16 protein-coding genes are annotated in these 15,442 nt (G+C 65.7%); 8 read left to right on the top strand and 8 right to left on the bottom strand.

Annotated elements, in window-relative coordinates:
- Positions 1-22: 22 nt before the first annotated feature.
- Entirely contained in the window at positions 23-853 is an 831-nt protein-coding gene (locus G404_RS0115800; protein WP_028641942.1) for an LD-carboxypeptidase, read from the bottom strand.
- A gap of 73 nt (positions 854-926) precedes the next feature.
- On the opposite strand from G404_RS0115800, the gene G404_RS0115795 reads away from it, so the two are divergent.
- Together G404_RS0115795 and G404_RS0115790 are read left to right on the top strand one after the other, a co-directional pair.
- Positions 927-2,357 carry a glutamate ligase domain-containing protein gene (locus G404_RS0115795; protein ID WP_028641941.1) on the top strand — a complete coding sequence of 477 codons (1,431 nt, stop codon included), beginning with the start codon at positions 927-929 and terminating at the stop codon, positions 2,355-2,357.
- Between the two features lie 139 nt (positions 2,358-2,496).
- Entirely contained in the window at positions 2,497-5,331 is a 2,835-nt protein-coding gene (locus G404_RS0115790) for a M16 family metallopeptidase (protein WP_028641940.1), read from the top strand.
- Between the two features lie 51 nt (positions 5,332-5,382).
- Here G404_RS0115790 and gatB read toward each other — a convergent pair whose 3' ends face one another.
- The 5 genes from gatB to rpsU all read right to left on the bottom strand — a co-directional run bounded on the left by gatB (position 5,383) and on the right by rpsU (position 9,694).
- Positions 5,383-6,876, bottom strand: coding sequence for an Asp-tRNA(Asn)/Glu-tRNA(Gln) amidotransferase subunit GatB (gatB, locus tag G404_RS0115785; RefSeq protein ID WP_028641939.1), 1,494 nt, complete (start codon positions 6,874-6,876; stop codon positions 5,383-5,385).
- Position 6,877: 1 nt separating this feature from the next.
- The gene (gene gatA, locus G404_RS0115780; protein ID WP_028641938.1) at positions 6,878-8,362 is read right to left on the bottom strand and encodes an Asp-tRNA(Asn)/Glu-tRNA(Gln) amidotransferase subunit GatA; all 1,485 of its coding nucleotides are present in this window, start codon (positions 8,360-8,362) and stop codon (positions 6,878-6,880) included.
- Position 8,363: 1 nt separating this feature from the next.
- Positions 8,364-8,666: an Asp-tRNA(Asn)/Glu-tRNA(Gln) amidotransferase subunit GatC gene (gatC, locus tag G404_RS0115775; protein ID WP_028641937.1), complete on the bottom strand. Its 303-nt coding sequence runs from the start codon at positions 8,664-8,666 to the stop codon at positions 8,364-8,366.
- Positions 8,667-8,740: 74 nt separating this feature from the next.
- Complete coding sequence (locus G404_RS0115770) at positions 8,741-9,325, bottom strand: FKBP-type peptidyl-prolyl cis-trans isomerase (RefSeq protein ID WP_028641936.1); 585 nt, start codon at positions 9,323-9,325, stop codon at positions 8,741-8,743.
- A gap of 162 nt (positions 9,326-9,487) precedes the next feature.
- The gene (rpsU, locus tag G404_RS0115765) at positions 9,488-9,694 is read right to left on the bottom strand and encodes a 30S ribosomal protein S21 (RefSeq protein ID WP_028641935.1); all 207 of its coding nucleotides are present in this window, start codon (positions 9,692-9,694) and stop codon (positions 9,488-9,490) included.
- A 250-nt stretch (positions 9,695-9,944) separates the two neighbouring features.
- Here rpsU and G404_RS0115760 point away from each other — a divergent pair, with 250 nt between their 5' ends.
- From G404_RS0115760 to G404_RS0115735, 6 genes are read left to right on the top strand one after another with little or no spacing between them, the layout of a single operon-like run.
- Positions 9,945-10,355, top strand: a complete 411-nt coding sequence (locus G404_RS0115760) for a fluoride efflux transporter FluC (protein ID WP_036521735.1) — start codon at positions 9,945-9,947, stop codon at positions 10,353-10,355.
- Entirely contained in the window at positions 10,352-11,683 is a 1,332-nt protein-coding gene (locus G404_RS0115755; protein ID WP_028641933.1) for an RluA family pseudouridine synthase, read from the top strand. The genes G404_RS0115760 and G404_RS0115755 overlap by 4 nt, the downstream gene beginning before the upstream one ends.
- Before the next feature lie 16 nt (positions 11,684-11,699).
- Positions 11,700-12,326, top strand: coding sequence for an FMN-binding negative transcriptional regulator (locus G404_RS0115750; RefSeq protein ID WP_028641932.1), 627 nt, complete (start codon positions 11,700-11,702; stop codon positions 12,324-12,326).
- Complete coding sequence (locus G404_RS0115745; protein ID WP_028641931.1) at positions 12,326-12,991, top strand: HAD-IA family hydrolase; 666 nt, start codon at positions 12,326-12,328, stop codon at positions 12,989-12,991. The genes G404_RS0115750 and G404_RS0115745 overlap by 1 nt, the downstream gene beginning before the upstream one ends.
- The gene (locus G404_RS0115740) at positions 12,988-13,206 is read left to right on the top strand and encodes a hypothetical protein (RefSeq protein ID WP_028641930.1); all 219 of its coding nucleotides are present in this window, start codon (positions 12,988-12,990) and stop codon (positions 13,204-13,206) included. The genes G404_RS0115745 and G404_RS0115740 overlap by 4 nt, the downstream gene beginning before the upstream one ends.
- Positions 13,203-13,925, top strand: coding sequence for an ATP12 family chaperone protein (locus G404_RS0115735; protein WP_028641929.1), 723 nt, complete (start codon positions 13,203-13,205; stop codon positions 13,923-13,925). Before G404_RS0115740 ends, G404_RS0115735 begins: the two co-directional genes overlap by 4 nt.
- Here G404_RS0115735 and G404_RS0115730 read toward each other — a convergent pair.
- Both G404_RS0115730 and G404_RS0115725 read right to left on the bottom strand, forming a co-directional pair.
- Positions 13,889-14,488 (bottom strand): ABC-type transport auxiliary lipoprotein family protein, encoded by a 600-nt coding sequence (locus G404_RS0115730; protein ID WP_036521724.1) that lies wholly within the window; start codon positions 14,486-14,488, stop codon positions 13,889-13,891. The two genes, G404_RS0115735 and G404_RS0115730, sit on opposite strands and share 37 nt — an antisense overlap.
- A 14-nt stretch (positions 14,489-14,502) precedes the next feature.
- Positions 14,503-15,441, bottom strand: coding sequence for an MlaD family protein (locus tag G404_RS0115725; protein ID WP_028641927.1), 939 nt, complete (start codon positions 15,439-15,441; stop codon positions 14,503-14,505).
- Position 15,442: the final 1 nt, after the last annotated feature.

The raw sequence follows: 15,442 nt of genomic DNA, 5'->3' as shown, positions 1-15,442 counted from the left end.
TCGTTACACGTTGCCCGCGCGCTTATTGGCCTTGGTGCCGATGGGCAAGCCCGAACGGCACGATGCGGTTGTGCGCATCGTGGCCGATATCGGCCCGCCCAAGATAGGCGATGCCGGTGCGCGCGCACCAGTCGCGCACCATCTGATCCGGCTCTGCGCCAAACGGACGGTCGTTTTCAGGCACATCGCTGATCCGCCCCAGCCGGATGCCGGCAACCCCCATCGGCGCCAGCGCCGCGGTCACATGAAACAGCAGCCGGTCGACCGCATAAAGATATTCGGCCACTTCCTCGATCATCACCACATGCCCGCGAAGGTCGGGCATCAGCGGCGTGCCCGTCAGCATCGCCAGCGTCATCAGGTTGAACGCCGCCACCGGCGCCGTGCCGATGTCCGGTTCTTCGCCCGAACGATCCCCGGTCAACCAGCCCAGCACGCGTCGCACCGCCGCCTCGCCCCCCGCGCGGCGAATATCGGCAGGCATCGGCGCATGCACCGCGCGGCCGATCCCTGCACCATACAACGCGCCAAGCATCGTGCCGGCATCCGAATATCCCAGGTATGCCTTCGCGCGTGCTGCGGGGCCCAGCGCCGCGATGGCCGCGCCTGCAATCCGCACCGCGCCATAGCCGCCGCGCGCAAACCACACCGCATCGCCATCGGGATCGTTTGCACATTCCACAAACGCTGCCAGCCGCGCGGCATCGTCACCGGCGAAATGCCCGCAGGTTTCAAAACACTGCGGGTGGAAATCCAGCGTCAGGCCGGGATAGTCTGCGCCAATCGCCACGACGCGCGCGGCATCATCGCGGGAAAAAGGTGTGGATGGGGCGCACAGACGAACACGCATGATGCACGGCAATAGGCGAATGGCGCGGCCCTGCAAGTCTGGACTGTGCCACCATTTGCTGTAGGACCCTGCCGGCATGAGCCAGCCTGCCGACGCCTACGCCGCCACCCCCCAAGCCCACCCGTGGTTTTTCTGCGGCATCGGTGGGTCGGGCATGCTGCCGCTGGCGCTGATCCTGCGCGGGCTGGGCGCGCAGGTCGCGGGCTCGGACCGCAGCCGCGACCAGGGGCGCACGCCCGAAAAGTTTGCCTGGCTGGAATCGCTGGGCTTTGCGATGCACCCGCAGGACGGCAGCGGAATCACCTCGGCCGATCAGATCCTGGTCGCGTCTGCCGCGATCGAAGATACCGTGCCCGAAGTGGTGGCGGCACGCAGGCTGGGCACCGCGCGCCTGTCGCGCGCCGATCTGCTGGCCGCGCTGTTCAACCGCGCGGCGCTGCCGATTGCGGTGGCAGGCACCAGCGGCAAATCCACCGTGACCGGGATGATCGGCTGGATCATGACCGCCGCCGGCGGCGATCCCACGATCATGAACGGCGCGGTGATGAAGAATTTCGTGGCACCCGATGCCCCCTTTGCCGCGGCGCGCGTCGGCGCAGGCCCGGCATTCGTCGCCGAAGTCGATGAAAGCGATGGCTCGATCGCGCTCTATCGGCCGCGCATCGGCGTGCTGGGCAATGTCAGCCTCGATCACAAGAGCCTGGAGGAACTGCGCGATCTGTTTGGCAATTTCCTTGCCACCTGTCAGGCCGTGGCGATCAACGCGGACGACGCCGAAAGCATGGCGCTGGCGCACCGCGCCGGCCGGGTGCTGCCCTTCGGACTTGGCCCCGATGCAGTGATCGCAGCAGACCCGGCCACGATCGTTGAATCCGCCAGCGGGATCACCGCCGCGATCCACGACCGCCGCGACGGCAGCGCTTACCGTTTGACATTGCAAGTCCCCGGCCGCCACAACCTGATGAATGCGCTGGCGGCGCTGGCCGCCGCCACGCTGGCCGATGTGCCGCTGGCCACCGCCATCGCCGCGCTTGGCACGTTTGCCGGCCTGGCCCGCCGGTTCGACATTGTCGGCACCTCGCCCGGCGGCGTCACCGTGATCGACGACTTTGGCCACAACCCCGAAAAGGTCGCGGCCACGCTGAACACCTTGCGCGCGCACCCCGGCCGCGTGATCGCACTGTTCCAGCCGCACGGCTATGGCCCGCTGCGCCAGATGGGCATCGAGCTCGCACACGTCCTGGCCACGCACCTGACCCCGGATGATCGCGTGATCCTGACCGACCCGGTCTATTTCGGCGGCACCGTCGACCGCTCATATGGTTCGGACCGGATCGTTGCCCGGATCAATGCCGCCGGTGGCCACGCCGACCATATCGCCGCGCGCACCGACGCCGCCAAAACAATCGTGGGCATGGCACGGCAGGGCGACCGCGTGGTGATCATGGGGGCCCGCGACGATACCCTGTCGCAGTTTGCCGGGGAATTGCTTCGCCAGCTTGGCTGAACACAGACCGCCGCGCGCGCAAATCGACGATTGCACGACCCATTCGGGCACCAATCGACAGGTGGTTCATTTACCCCCTGTTCACGGATGCATTCCTTTGGAAAGAAAGGGGCATTGGAAACCACATCGGAACCCTTTCATGCGCCGCACCCTGCTTCTTGCCTCAGCCCTGCCCTGCATCGCCGCCATGCTGGTCCAGCCCGCCCACGCGCAGATGGCGCCGGCGCCGGTGGCCGATCTGGTGAAGACGGTGAACCTGCCCTACGACCGGTTCACGCTGCCCAACGGCTTGACCGTGCTGGTGCACACCGATCGCAAGGCGCCGGTGGTGGCGGTGTCGGTGTGGTATGCGGTGGGGTCAAAGAACGAGCCGCGCGGGCGCACCGGCTTTGCGCACTTGTTCGAACATCTGATGTTCTACGGGTCCGAACACAATCCGGGCAATTTCTTTGCACCGCTGACCGAAGTGGGCGCAACCGACGCCAATGGCACGACCTGGTTTGACCGCACCAATTACTTCGAAACCGTGCCGACCGGGGCATTGGACCGCGCGTTGATGATGGAAAGCGATCGCATGGGCTGGTTGTTGCCCGCGATGACGCAGGCGCGCGTCGATGCGCAACGGGCCGTGGTCAAAAATGAAAAGCGCCAGGACGACAACCAGCCCTATGGCCTGACCGAATACGCCCAGCAGGAAACGCTGTATCCCGCGGGCAATCCCTATCACCACGTCACGCTGGGATCGATGGACGATCTCAACGCCGCCTCGCTTGACGATGTCAAGGCGTGGTTCCGCGATCATTATGCGCCCGACAATGCCATCGTCGTGCTGGCCGGCGATATCGATCTGGCCACCGCCAGGGACAAAGTGACACGCTGGTTCGGCGCGATTGCACCCGGGCCCAAAGTCCAGCCGGTGTCGGTGCCGGTGGTGCCGCTGGCCCATCCGGTATCAATGACCATGAAGGACCAGGTTGCCACAACCCGCGTGATGCGGGTCTGGGCGATCCCCGGCCTCAACGATCCCGATTACCTGCCGTTGCAGATCGGTGCGACGATCCTGGGTGGCCTGTCGAGCTCGCGCCTGGCCGATCATCTGGTGCACGGGCAGGAAATTGCCACAGACGCCGGCGCATATGCGGGGATCTTTGCCCAAGGCGGACAATTCACCGCGCAGGCCGATGTCAAAACCGGGCAGGATGCAAAAGCGGTGGCGGCTGCACTCGATGCCGAAATCCACCGCCTGATCGAAGATGGTCCGACGGCCGACGAATTGCAGCGCGCCAGCGTCGCGGCGGTCGGCGGCACGATCCGGTCGCTCGAATCGGTCGGCGGCTTTGCCGGCCAGGCCCCGCAGCTGGCGCAAGGATTGCTGTATAACGGCGATCCCGACCATTATCGCACCGAGCTTGACCGCATTGCCCGCCTGACACCCGATGATGTGCGCGCGGCCATGCGCAAGTGGCTGCAAAGCCCGCCGTTGTCGCTGACGATCGAGCCGGGCACGCGCACCGAAGGCGGCGAAAACCACGGCGGCGACAATGCCCTGCCGCTGCCCGCCCCGCCGACCCCGGTGCCTGCCGGATTGAGGGCCTTGTCCACCGATGGCGATCGCAGCCATCTGCCCGCCGCGGCCGAGGTGGGCCCTCTGCCCTTTCCGGCGATCGAGCGCGCAATGCTGGCAAACGGCATCAAGGTCTATTTCGCGCGGCGCAGCGCGGTGCCGGTTGTGCAGGTGCGGATCGCGTTCGATGCGGGCTTTGCCGCCGATCCGGCGCAGGCGCGCGGTACCCAGGCGCTGTTGCTGAAACTGATGGACGAAGGCACGACCACGCTGTCGGCCACCGAGCTTGCGCGCGCGCGCGAACGGCTGGGCGCGGTGATCGGCGATTCATCGGGACCGGACCAGACCGCGTTCCAGCTGGATGCGCTGGCGGCCAATCTGCCCGCCAGCCTGGATCTGCTGCGCGATTTCGTGCGTCATCCCGGCCTGCGCCCGGCCGATCTGGAACGCGTGCGCGCCCAACAGCTGTCGGCGATCGATGCCGAAACGCAAGACCCCGATGGCGCGGCGCTGCGCATGCTCTATCCGGCGATCTATGGCGCGCAGCATCCTTATGGCACCGCACCCAGCGGGCTTGGCAGCAAAGCGGTCGTCGCGCATCTGACCCGTGCCGACCTGGAACAATGGCATCACGCCTGGTTGCGCCCCGACCGCGCCAGCATTTTCGTCACCGGCGACACCACGCTTGATGCGGTGCGCCCGCTGCTGGAAAAAAGCTTTGGCGACTGGCAGGCCCCTGCGGGCCCCGCCCCGCGCAAGGATTTTGCCCGCGCCCTGCCCGAAGGCCACGAACACATCCTGTTGATCGACCGGCCCGGCACGCCGCAGGCGCAGATTGCCGGGGGCGAAGTGCTCAACGCGCTGGGCACCGCCGATCTGCTTGCGCTGCGCACCGCCAACGAAGTGCTGGGCGGATCGTTCCTGGCGCGGTTCACGCAGAACCTGCGCGAAGACAAGGGCTGGTCCTATGGCACCTATACCGCGATCGGCGATCGGCAGGACCACGTGGCCTTGCGCATCTATGCCCCGGTGCAGACCGACCAGGCCGGCCCGGCGATTGCCGAATTGCGCAAGGAAATCGCCGGCTATCTGGGGGCCAAGGGCACCACGCCGGTTGAGCTGGGTCTGGCCGCCAAAGGTTCGGCGCGGCAATTGCCCGGTGCGTTCGAAACCTCGGGCGCGCTGCTCGACGGGATCGCCAAGATCGTCGAATTCCATCGCCCCGACGATTATTACACCCGCCTGCCCGAGCGGTATCGCGCCATGACCGCCGCCGATCTGGACGCCGCGGCGCGTGCCAATATCGATCCGTCGCGGATCGTGTGGGTGGTGGTGGGCGATGACGCCAAGATCCGGCCACAGCTGGCCAAACTGGGCCTGCCGGTGGAAGAGGTGAAGGCTGGGGATTGATCGCGATGCGTCACCCCGGATCACGTCCGGGGTGACGCATCGCGCAGGGATTTATCCCAGTTTTGCCTTGAGCACCTGGTTGACCAGCCCGGGATTGCCCTTGCCCTGCATCGCCTTCATCGTCTGGCCAACGAAGAAACCGAACAGCGCGTCCTTGCCGCCACGGTATTGGTCGACCTTGTCGGCATTGGTGGCCAGCACGGCATCGACCGCGGCTTCGATCGCGCCGGTGTCGCTGGTCTGTTTCAGGCCTTCGCGTTCGACGATCGCGCCCGGCGCATCACCGGTGTCGAGCATCTTTTCCAGCACCTGCTTGGCGATCGAGCCCGAAATCGTGCCGTCACCAACCAGCGCCAGCAGCTCTGCCCCCGCGTCGGGCGTAACCGGGCTGTCCAGCAGGGCCTTGCCCAGCTTGTTCAGCGCGCCGAACAGTTCGCTGGTCAGCCAGTTTGACGCGGCCCGCGCGACATCGCTTTCGCTTTTGCCCTGCAAGGCGGCGCTTTTGGTTACCAGCCGCTCGAACCAGCGCGCGGTTTCGGCATCGGCCGTCAGCACGCCCGCGTTATAGGCCGAAAGCCCCAGTTCGGTGGCATAGCGCAAGCGCTTTGCATCGGGCAGTTCGGGCAACGACGCGCGGCATTCTTCGATAAATGCAGCGTCAAGCACCAGCGGCAGCAGATCGGGATCGGGGAAATAGCGATAGTCGTGCGCATCTTCCTTGCTGCGCATCGACCGGGTGGTGCCGGTGTCGGGATCGAACAGCCGCGTTTCCTGGACGATCTTGCCGCCTGCTTCCAGCACGTCGACCTGGCGATTGGCCTCGTATTCGATCGTCGCCATCACGAAGCGCACCGAATTGACGTTCTTGGTCTCGGTGCGTGTGCCCAGCGGTTCGCCCGCGCGGCGCACCGACACGTTGACATCGGCGCGCATCGATCCCTGATCCATGTTGCCGTCGCACGATCCGACATAACGCAAAATGGTGCGCAATTTGGTCAGATAGGCGCCCGCTTCGGCCGGGCTGGTCATATCGGGGCGGCTGACGATTTCCATCAGCGCCACGCCCGACCGGTTGAGATCGACATAGCTCATCGTCGGGTGCTGATCGTGCATCAGCTTGCCCGCGTCCTGTTCGACATGGATGCGTTCCACGCCGATCACTTTGGTTTCGTCGGGCTTCTTGTCATCGGCCACGATCTCGATCGCGCCTTCGCCCACCAGCGGATGGTACAGCTGGCTGATCTGATAGCCCTGCGGCAGATCGGCGTAGAAGTAGTTCTTGCGATCGAACCGCGACCACGGATTGATCACCGCATTGATCGCAAGCCCGGTGCGCACCGCCTGGCGGATGCATTCGGCATTGGGCACGGGCAGCATGCCGGGCATCGCCGCGTCGACCAGGCTGACCTGGGTGTTGGGCTCTGCCCCGAAGGCCGTCGCCGCGCCCGAAAACAGCTTTGCCTGGGTGCTGATCTGCGCGTGGACTTCCAGCCCGATCACCACTTCCCATTCGCCGGTGGCGCCCTGGATACGATAGCTGCTCATCTTACCACCACTTTTCCGGACGCGCGGCAAACCCGGCGCGTCGCTCGATCGCGAGGCCGGCGTTCAGCACGCCCTGTTCGTCAAACGGCCGCCCGATCAGGTGCAGCCCCAGGGGCAGGCCGGACCGGTCAAGACCCGCAGGCACCGACATCGCCGGCAGCCCGGCCAGCGACGCGGGCACCGAAAACACGTCATTCAGATACATTTCCAACGGATCGGCGCTCTTTTGCCCCAGCACGAACGCCGAAGTCGGCGCGGTGGGGGTCAGGATCACGTCGACCCTCTGAAAGGCCTGTTCGAAATCGCGCGCAATCAGCGTCCGCACCTTCTGCGCCTGGGTGTAATAGGCATCGTAAAAGCCCGCCGACAGCACATAGGTGCCGATCATGATGCGGCGCTTCACTTCCGCGCCAAAGCCCGCGGCGCGGGTGGCGGCATACATGTCCTGCAATCCGGCGCCGTCGGGCAAGTCGCGCAAACCATAACGCACGCCGTCATAACGCGCGAGGTTTGACGAGGCTTCCGCAGGGGCGATGATGTAATATGTCGGCAGCGCGTATTTGGTGTGCGGCAGACTGATATCGACCACCTCGGCACCGGCATCGCTGAGCCAGGCGATCCCGTCGTCCCAGCTTTTGGCGACATCGGGGTCCATGCCGTCGAGCCGGTATTCGCGCGGAATGCCGACTTTGAGACCCTGAAGATTGTCGGACAATGCCGAGGACCAGGCGGGAACCGGCAGGTCAAGGCTGGTCGCATCCTTGGGATCGAACCCGGCCATCGCTTCGAGCATGATCGCGCAATCGGTGACATCGCGCGCCATCGGCCCGGCCTGATCGAGCGACGACGCAAACGCCACCACGCCCCAGCGGCTGCACCGGCCATACGTCGGCTTGATCCCGGAAATGCCGGTAAACGCCGCGGGCTGACGGATCGAACCCCCGGTGTCGGTGCCGGTGGCCGCGGCCACGATCCGCGCCGATACCGCCGCCGACGACCCGCCCGACGATCCGCCCGGCGCGCGCGCGGCGGTGTCGCCGGCCGCACGCCAGGGCGAGATCACATTGCCAAAGGCGCTGGTTTCGTTCGACGATCCCATCGCGAACTGGTCAAGGTTCAGTTTGCCCAGCATCCCCGCACCGGCGTTCCACAGCCGCTGGCTGACGGTCGATTCGTAGTGCGGGACAAAGCCTTCGAGAATGTGGCTGGCCGCGGTGGTCTGCACGCCCTGCGTTGCAAACAGGTCCTTCATGCCGATCGGCACGCCCGCCATGGCGCCCAGTGATTGGCCGGCAGCACGCGCCGCATCGACCGTGGCTGCCGCCGCCAGGGCATGATCGGGCGTGGTGACGATGAACGCATTGAGCGCCGGATTGGCCTCGGCCACCGCCGCGTTGAACGCGGTCGCCACTTCAACCGCGGTGAAATCGCCTTTGGCAACGCCGTCGCGGATCGCGGCGATGCCCAGATTGGTCAGGTCGGTCATGTTATTCGATCACCTTGGGCACGCCGAAAAAGCCGTGTTCGGCGGCGGGGGCATTGGCCAGAACTTTGTCGCGCACGTCGCCACCGGTCAGCGGGTCTGCGCCCACCACATCGGCGCGCAGGCGCAAAGTGTTGGGTATGACCGCGGTCATCGGCTCGATGCCGGTCACATCGACTTCGCCCAGTTGGTCGACCCAGGCAAGGATGCCGTTCAATTCGGGCACCATGGCATCAATTTCGGCCTGCGAAAGCTTGATACGGGCAAGCGAGGCGATTTTCGCCACGTCTGCGGGGGCGACTGACATGCCTTATGCCTTTCTGCAAAAACGTCTGGTGTGCGCACCCGGTCGCACCGCTGTGCAACCGGGTGCGGCTTCGATCACTGTGGCGGCGGCGCTGCGCCTTCGGCGCCGCCGGGGGCGGCCTCGGCGGCACCGGGCGCAGCCCCGCCGGGGGCCGCACCGCGCAACTGCTGTTGCAACTGCTGCATCATCAGGCGCTGGCGCATCAGTTCGGCAGCACTTTTGAAATCGATCAGTTCGATGTCGAACGTCAGGTCGGTGCCGCCGGGGATCAGCTGTTCACCCGTCTGCGGATTGGTCAGGCCATGTTCGCCATAGCCGAGCCGCGCCGGGATGCTGACGTGGTATTTGCCGCCCTTCTGCATCTTTTCCAGCGCCTGGGTGAAACCGGGCACCATTTCCTTCAGATTGAAGGCCGCGTGATCGTTGCGATCGAATTCCTTGCCATTGGCCAGGCGGCCGACATAGCTGACCAGCACCACATCGGTTGCCGAGGGCGAAGCTCCTGTGCCGGCCTTGACCGTTTCGACCTGCAACCCCTTTTGCCGCGTTTCGAACGCCACCGCACCGCCCAGCGCGACCAGCGCCACAACCGCGATCCACAGCTTGGTCAGCGCGCCTTTGGCAATCGGCTGCAAAGGAACGCGGGTGATTTCCGTCATGATGGGCCCTCTTGGGAAATATCAATGGTGCGAAGTCGATTCGCCGGGCCGCCGAAACAGCCGGACAAGCGAAAGGGCGCCGCATACACGGCGCCCTCTTGGCCCAGCGCGGGCTGGCTCGCAAGGGGGTAATGAGGAGGCCGGGTGACCTCCCCGGTTACCCTACTTGCCGCCGTCGCGTTCCACGCGCTTGCGTTCCAGCTTGCGGGCGCGGCGGACAGCCGCTGCCTTTTCGCGGGCGCGCTTTTCCGACGGCTTTTCAAAGTGACGGCGCAGCTTCATCTCGCGGTAGACGCCTTCACGCTGCAGCTTCTTCTTCAGCGCGCGAAGAGCCTGATCGACGTTGTTGTCGCGGACGAGAATCTGCATAAAAAACCACACCTCACGAATGATACAGGCCAGAACCCCGTATGCCGCACCCAGTTTTGACGGTGCAGACGAACCCGGGGGAACACCCGATAAAGAAAACAAAAATGGCCGATTCCCGAACGGGATCGGCTGAGAATGGAGGCCCATTATCACTTTGACCTGGGCTGCGCAAGCATCTGCCGAGGCTGTTGGACCCCGATGCAATAAAACCGCTTACCACTTTTGCGCGGCATGCTCTATGGACCGGCCCATGCAATCACCACCTTCTTTTCTCACGGCCTCGCTGCTGGTTACCGGCGGCGGCGCTTTCGGGTCATGGCTGCGCTTTGCGACGGCGCGTGCCTGGACCTTTTTCATCGGCCCCATCGCGGCCAGCGCCTTTCCCTGGGCAACGCTTACCGTCAATATTGCCGGATCGTTGCTGATGGGCATGCTGGTCGGGTGGATGGCGCGCCATTCAGCCGGCGGCGAAAGCTGGCGGCTGCTGCTCGGTGTGGGCGTGCTGGGCGGGTTCACCACCTTCTCCTCGTTCGCGCTGGAATTCGCGCTGTTTGTTGAACGGGATGCGCTGGGCATGGCCGCGCTGTATGTCGGCCTGTCGCTGCTCGCCGGGTTTGGCGCGCTGTTTGCCGGCCTTTCGCTGATGCGGGTGGCGGCATGAAGGCCCCCAAGACCACCGCCGCCGATGCGGTGCGCCAGTTCGTTGTCGGCCACGATGACGAAGGCGTGCGGCTGGACCGCTGGTTCAAACGGCACCTGACCGAAGTCGGCTTTGCCACGGTATCGCGCTGGGCGCGCACCGGGCAGATCCGCGTCGATGGCAAACGCGCCGATGTCGACACGCGGCTGGCCGCGGGCCAGACCTTGCGCGTACCGCCCGGAGGCGCGCTGCCCCCCGGCCCCAACACGCTGCGCGAGCGCGAGCCCCTGACCGAAGAGCAGATTGCCCAGGCCGAAGCGATGGTGCTGACCCAGGACCGTGCCGCAATCGTGCTGAACAAACCGCCGGGCCTGGCCACCCAGGGCGGCAGCGGCACGTTTGTCCATGTCGATGGCCTGCTCGATGCCTATGCCGCCGAAAAGGGACCGCGTCCGCGCCTGGTCCACCGGCTGGACAAGGACACCTCGGGCGTGTTGCTGGTGGCGCGTACGCCGGGCAGCGCTGCATATTTTTCACGTCACTTTGCCGGCCGTTCGGCGCGCAAGATCTACTGGGCGCTGGTGGTCGGTGTGCCCGCGGTTTATGACGGCCTGATCGAATTGCCGTTGTCCAAACAGCCCGGCACCGGCGGCGAAAAGATGATGGTCGATGAAAGCGGCGCGGGCCAGACCGCGCGCACGCGCTATCGCGTGATCGACCGTGCGGGCAACAGCGCCGCCTGGGTCGAACTGCAACCGCAGACCGGGCGCACGCACCAGTTGCGCGTGCACATGGCCGCCATCGGCCACCCGATCGTGGGCGATGGAAAATACGGCGGCCAGGCCGCATTCCTGACCGGCACCATCAGCCGCAAATTGCACCTGCACGCACGCCGTCTGGTCATCCCGCATCCCGAAGGCGACACGCTGGATGTAACAGCACCCTTGCCCGAACATTTTGCAACCGGGCTGGCGCAACTCGGCTTTACCGAATCCGAAGGCGACCTGCTGTTGCTGGCGCCACCGCCCAAGGACCCCAAAGTGGTCGAAAAGCGCGCGGCGCGAGCCCATTCAAAGGATGTGCGCCGCGAACGCAAAGGTGAACGGCGCAAACGCGGCGAAGACACCGGCGCCGAACGACCGGCGCGCAAACCGGTGCGCAAAGCTGGGGACAAACCTGTGGGCAAGGGTGGGAAACCCGGTGCAGCACCGCGTGGAAAACCTGCGGGCAAACCGGCAACGAGGGCTGCCGGGCCGTCGGCGCGCGCGCCATCGGGTCCGCCATCGCGTGCGCCTGCGGGCAAGCCGGTGCGGCGCGCGCCCGCACGTCCGCCGCGCCCGCCGCGTTGATCCGCGTTTTGCGCCGATGCATCCCAACCCCGCCTTTCGCGCCAAGGCCCCTGCGGACCAGACCGACGCACTCCATGCCAGCCTGATCGCCGAAGTCGGGTTCGGCATGGTGTTTGCCTCCACGCCCGATGGCCCGCGCGTCGCACACACCCCGTTGCTGCTGCGCGACGGCGGCCGGCTGGGGTTTCATCTGGCGCGCGGCAATGCCCTGACGCAGCACCTGGATGGCGCAAATGCGTTGATCGTGGTCAACGGTCCCGATGGCTATGTCTCGCCACGGTGGTACCAGGACGCCGACCAGGTGCCGACCTGGAACTATCTTGCGCTCGAATGCGAAGGTCGGGTGCGGCGGCTCGATCGCGACGGGCTGACCGACCTGCTGGCCGCCCTGTCGGCGCAGAACGAAGCGCGGATCGACGGGCCGGCCTGGACCATGGACAAAGTCACCCGGACAACGATGTCGCGATTGATGGATGCCATCGTCGGGTTCGACATCGACGTTGTCGCGTGGCGCCCCACGTTGAAGCTGTCGCAGAACAAGCGTGCCGAGGAACGGGCGCGGGTGATCGACGGGCTTGAAGCCAGTGGCCAGGCGGCGATTGCCGCGCTGATGCGTGGGCTGGTCAAGGACGGGGATCGCTGATGGTGCTGCGTCTTGCCATTTTCGATTGCGACGGCACACTGGTTGACAGCCAGGCCGACATCACTTTGGCAATGGAAGCGGCCTTTGCCGCCCATGCCCTGCCCGCGCCGCCGCGCGCGCAGATCCGCAGGATTGTCGGACTGTCGCTGGCCGAGGCGATCCGCAGGCTTAGCCCCGATTGCGACGCCGAAACCGGCGCCAGCCTGGTCCAGGCCTACAAGGATGCATTCCGCGCCCGCCGCGCCACGGGCGTGCTGGAAGAACCGTTGTACGATGGCATTGCCACCCTGATCGCCGATCTGGATGCTGCGGGCTGGTTGCTGGGCGTGGCCACGGGCAAAAGCGACCGCGGCCTGGCCCATTGCCTGGACCGCCATGGCCTGACCGGGCATTTCCTATCGCTGCAAACCGCCGACCGGCATCCGTCCAAACCCGATCCTTCGATGATCGAGGCCTGTCTTGCCGCAGCAGGCGCCGACCGCGCGGCCACGGTGATGATCGGTGACACCGCGTATGACATGGCGATGGCGATCAACGCCGGGGTCTGCGCGATCGGCGTGGACTGGGGTTATCACCCGCGCGACGAACTGTTTGCCGCAGGGGCACAGGCCGTGGCCGGATCGGTCGGGGAACTGCGCCTGTTGCTCAAGGCGCTGGAGGCATGAGCCGCGATCCGGCACTGCCGCGTTTCATGGCCTTGCAACTGGCCCGGCTGTGCGGCGCACTGATCGCGCTGGCCGGCGTGGTGATCCTGAGCCACGGCATCCGCGCCTTGGCCTTTGTGCCCGATGCGGTGGGTGACGGTATGATCGTGGCCGGCGCGGTGGTGTTCTTTGCGCTGCCGCGGCACCTCGCGCGAAAATGGAAAAGCAGGCAATGAAACGGTTTTATCGCGACGTAGCGGTGGCGCAGGCCGGCGCTGGCTGGCAGGTGCTGCTCGATGGCCGCGCCATCAGGACGCAAGGCGGGCGGGCCCAGATCGTGCCGACGCCCGCGCTGGCCAATGCCATGGCCGCGGAATGGGCCGATCAGGGCGAAGACATCGATACCGGCGCCTTCGTCATGCGCGATCTGGCCGACTATACGCTTGATGTGGTTGCGCCCGACCCCGAGGCGACGCGCACCACGCTTTGCGGCTTCGCGCAAACCGACACGCTGTGTTATCGCGCATTTCCCGACGAACCCTTTGCCGTGCGCCAACAGGCCGATTGGGAACCGCTGCTGGCCGCGGCCGAGACGCGGTTTGGCGTGCGTTTCATCCGCGTGGCAGGCGTGATGCACCGTGCGCAGCCCGATGCCACGCTGGCCGCGTTGTCGGCACACCTGGCCGGCTATGATCCGTTTGCGCTGGCCGCGCTGCACACGCTGACCAGCCTTGCCGCGTCACTGGTGATCGGCCTGACCGCCATCGCACCCGATGCGCCGCTCGACACTTTGTGGAACGCCGCCCATCTCGAGGAGCTGTGGCAGGCCGAACTATGGGGCAAAGAACCCGAAGCCGAAGCCCGCCGCGCCCGACGCCATGCCGATTTCCTGGCCGCGGCGCGGTTTGCGCGGTTGGTTCAGCCGATCCAGTCCGCAACCGCCTTGGCCACCTGATTGGCGGCTTGATTCAGCGCCGGGCCGACGTCTTCGACCCGCGCCCCGATATGCGGCACGCTCGCTTCGAACCGGCGGACATCGACGGTGCCGTCAGGATTGTGCCGCACGGCATCGAACCGGACCACGGCCGAGGCCGATCGCGCATCATACCCGCAATCGATCAGGCGGCCCGACAGGATCGGACCATGGGTCAGCCTGTCGCCCTCGGTGACCAGCTGTTTGCCCTGCGCGCGCAAGGTTTCTGCCAGAAGGTGCTGAAACAGCCGCGCGGGGCGTTCGACCCATTGCGCCTTTTTCAGATAGGCCACGCGCGAGGCATCGACATTGACCGCCACGCGCACCACCGCCAGTTCGGCAGCGCTTTCGGGTTCGATCACGCTCAGCGCGGATTGCGCCTGGCCGCTGGTGGTGCTGCCATCGACAGGTCTGGCCTGCGGCGTCAGGGTCAGCAGCGCCGGGGGCACTTTGGCATTGCCCAGCCCCAGGTTGATGCATCCGCCCAGCAGCGGGATCAGCAACAGGGGCAGCAAGGCGCGCGTTGGCATGGCGTGATACGACATTGGTGTCGGGCCCCTCATTGCTTGTAATCCGGCAATTGCGGGCCACCGATCAAGGTGCCGATGCCACGATCCTTCATCTGGTCGGTCAATTCGCGCAAGGCCTTTGTCGTCTGGGCCAGATCGCGGATCGCGTTTTCGGCCGCGGGCAGCGTGCGATCGTTCAGCTGGCGCATGCCGGGGCGCGTGTCGTCGGCCAGGGTTTTCAGCGAATCCGCTGCTGCCTTGGCCGATGTCAGCGTGTCGTGCATTTGCCTGATCAGGCCCTGGTGATCGTCGTTCAAAGCAAGGTTGGCCGAATCCGACAGCTTTTCAAAGCTGGCAAGCGTGTAGTTCGCCTGCCGGATCGTGCCCTGCAATTCGGTCAGCGTGGCTTTCACCTCGGGTCCTGCCGAAGCCAGGCTGTTGGTCAGCCGGTCGGTGTTGGCCAGAATGTTCGACAGTTCCTTCTGGTTCTTGTCCGACAGCACCGCGCTCAACCGGTTGGTGAGCTCGGTCAGGTGATCAAGCAGCACCGGCGCGCTCGACAGCAATTCACCAAGCCCGCTGGCCTTGGTCGGGATCTGCGGCACACCCAGCGGACCCGGCGCCGTGATCGGTGGCGCGTTCTTGATCGCACCGGCGAGCTGGATCGTGGTAACCCCGGTAAAGCTGCCCTGGAGGCTGGCGGTGGTGCCGATCAGGATCGGCACGCTGCGATTTACGCGGATCCGCACCCGCACATATTGCGGGTCTTTTTCCCACAGCGCGATTTCGGCCACCTGCCCCACCGGCACGCCCGAGAACGACACCGCAGAACCGCGCGCAACTCCGTCGACCGACTGCTTGAAAAAGATGTCGTACAAATTCTGCTCGGGATGGTTGATCCGCGCGATCCACACCACCAGCAGCACGACCCCTGCCATCAGCGCCAGCGTGACCGCCCCGACCCAGACGTGGTTTGCGCGCGTTTCCATC

Source organism: Novosphingobium acidiphilum DSM 19966, from assembly GCF_000429005.1.
GTDB classification, from domain to species: domain Bacteria; phylum Pseudomonadota; class Alphaproteobacteria; order Sphingomonadales; family Sphingomonadaceae; genus Novosphingobium; species Novosphingobium acidiphilum.
The sequence above is the reverse complement of the archived record's forward strand: the minus strand, read 5'-3'. Positions and strand labels throughout refer to the sequence as shown.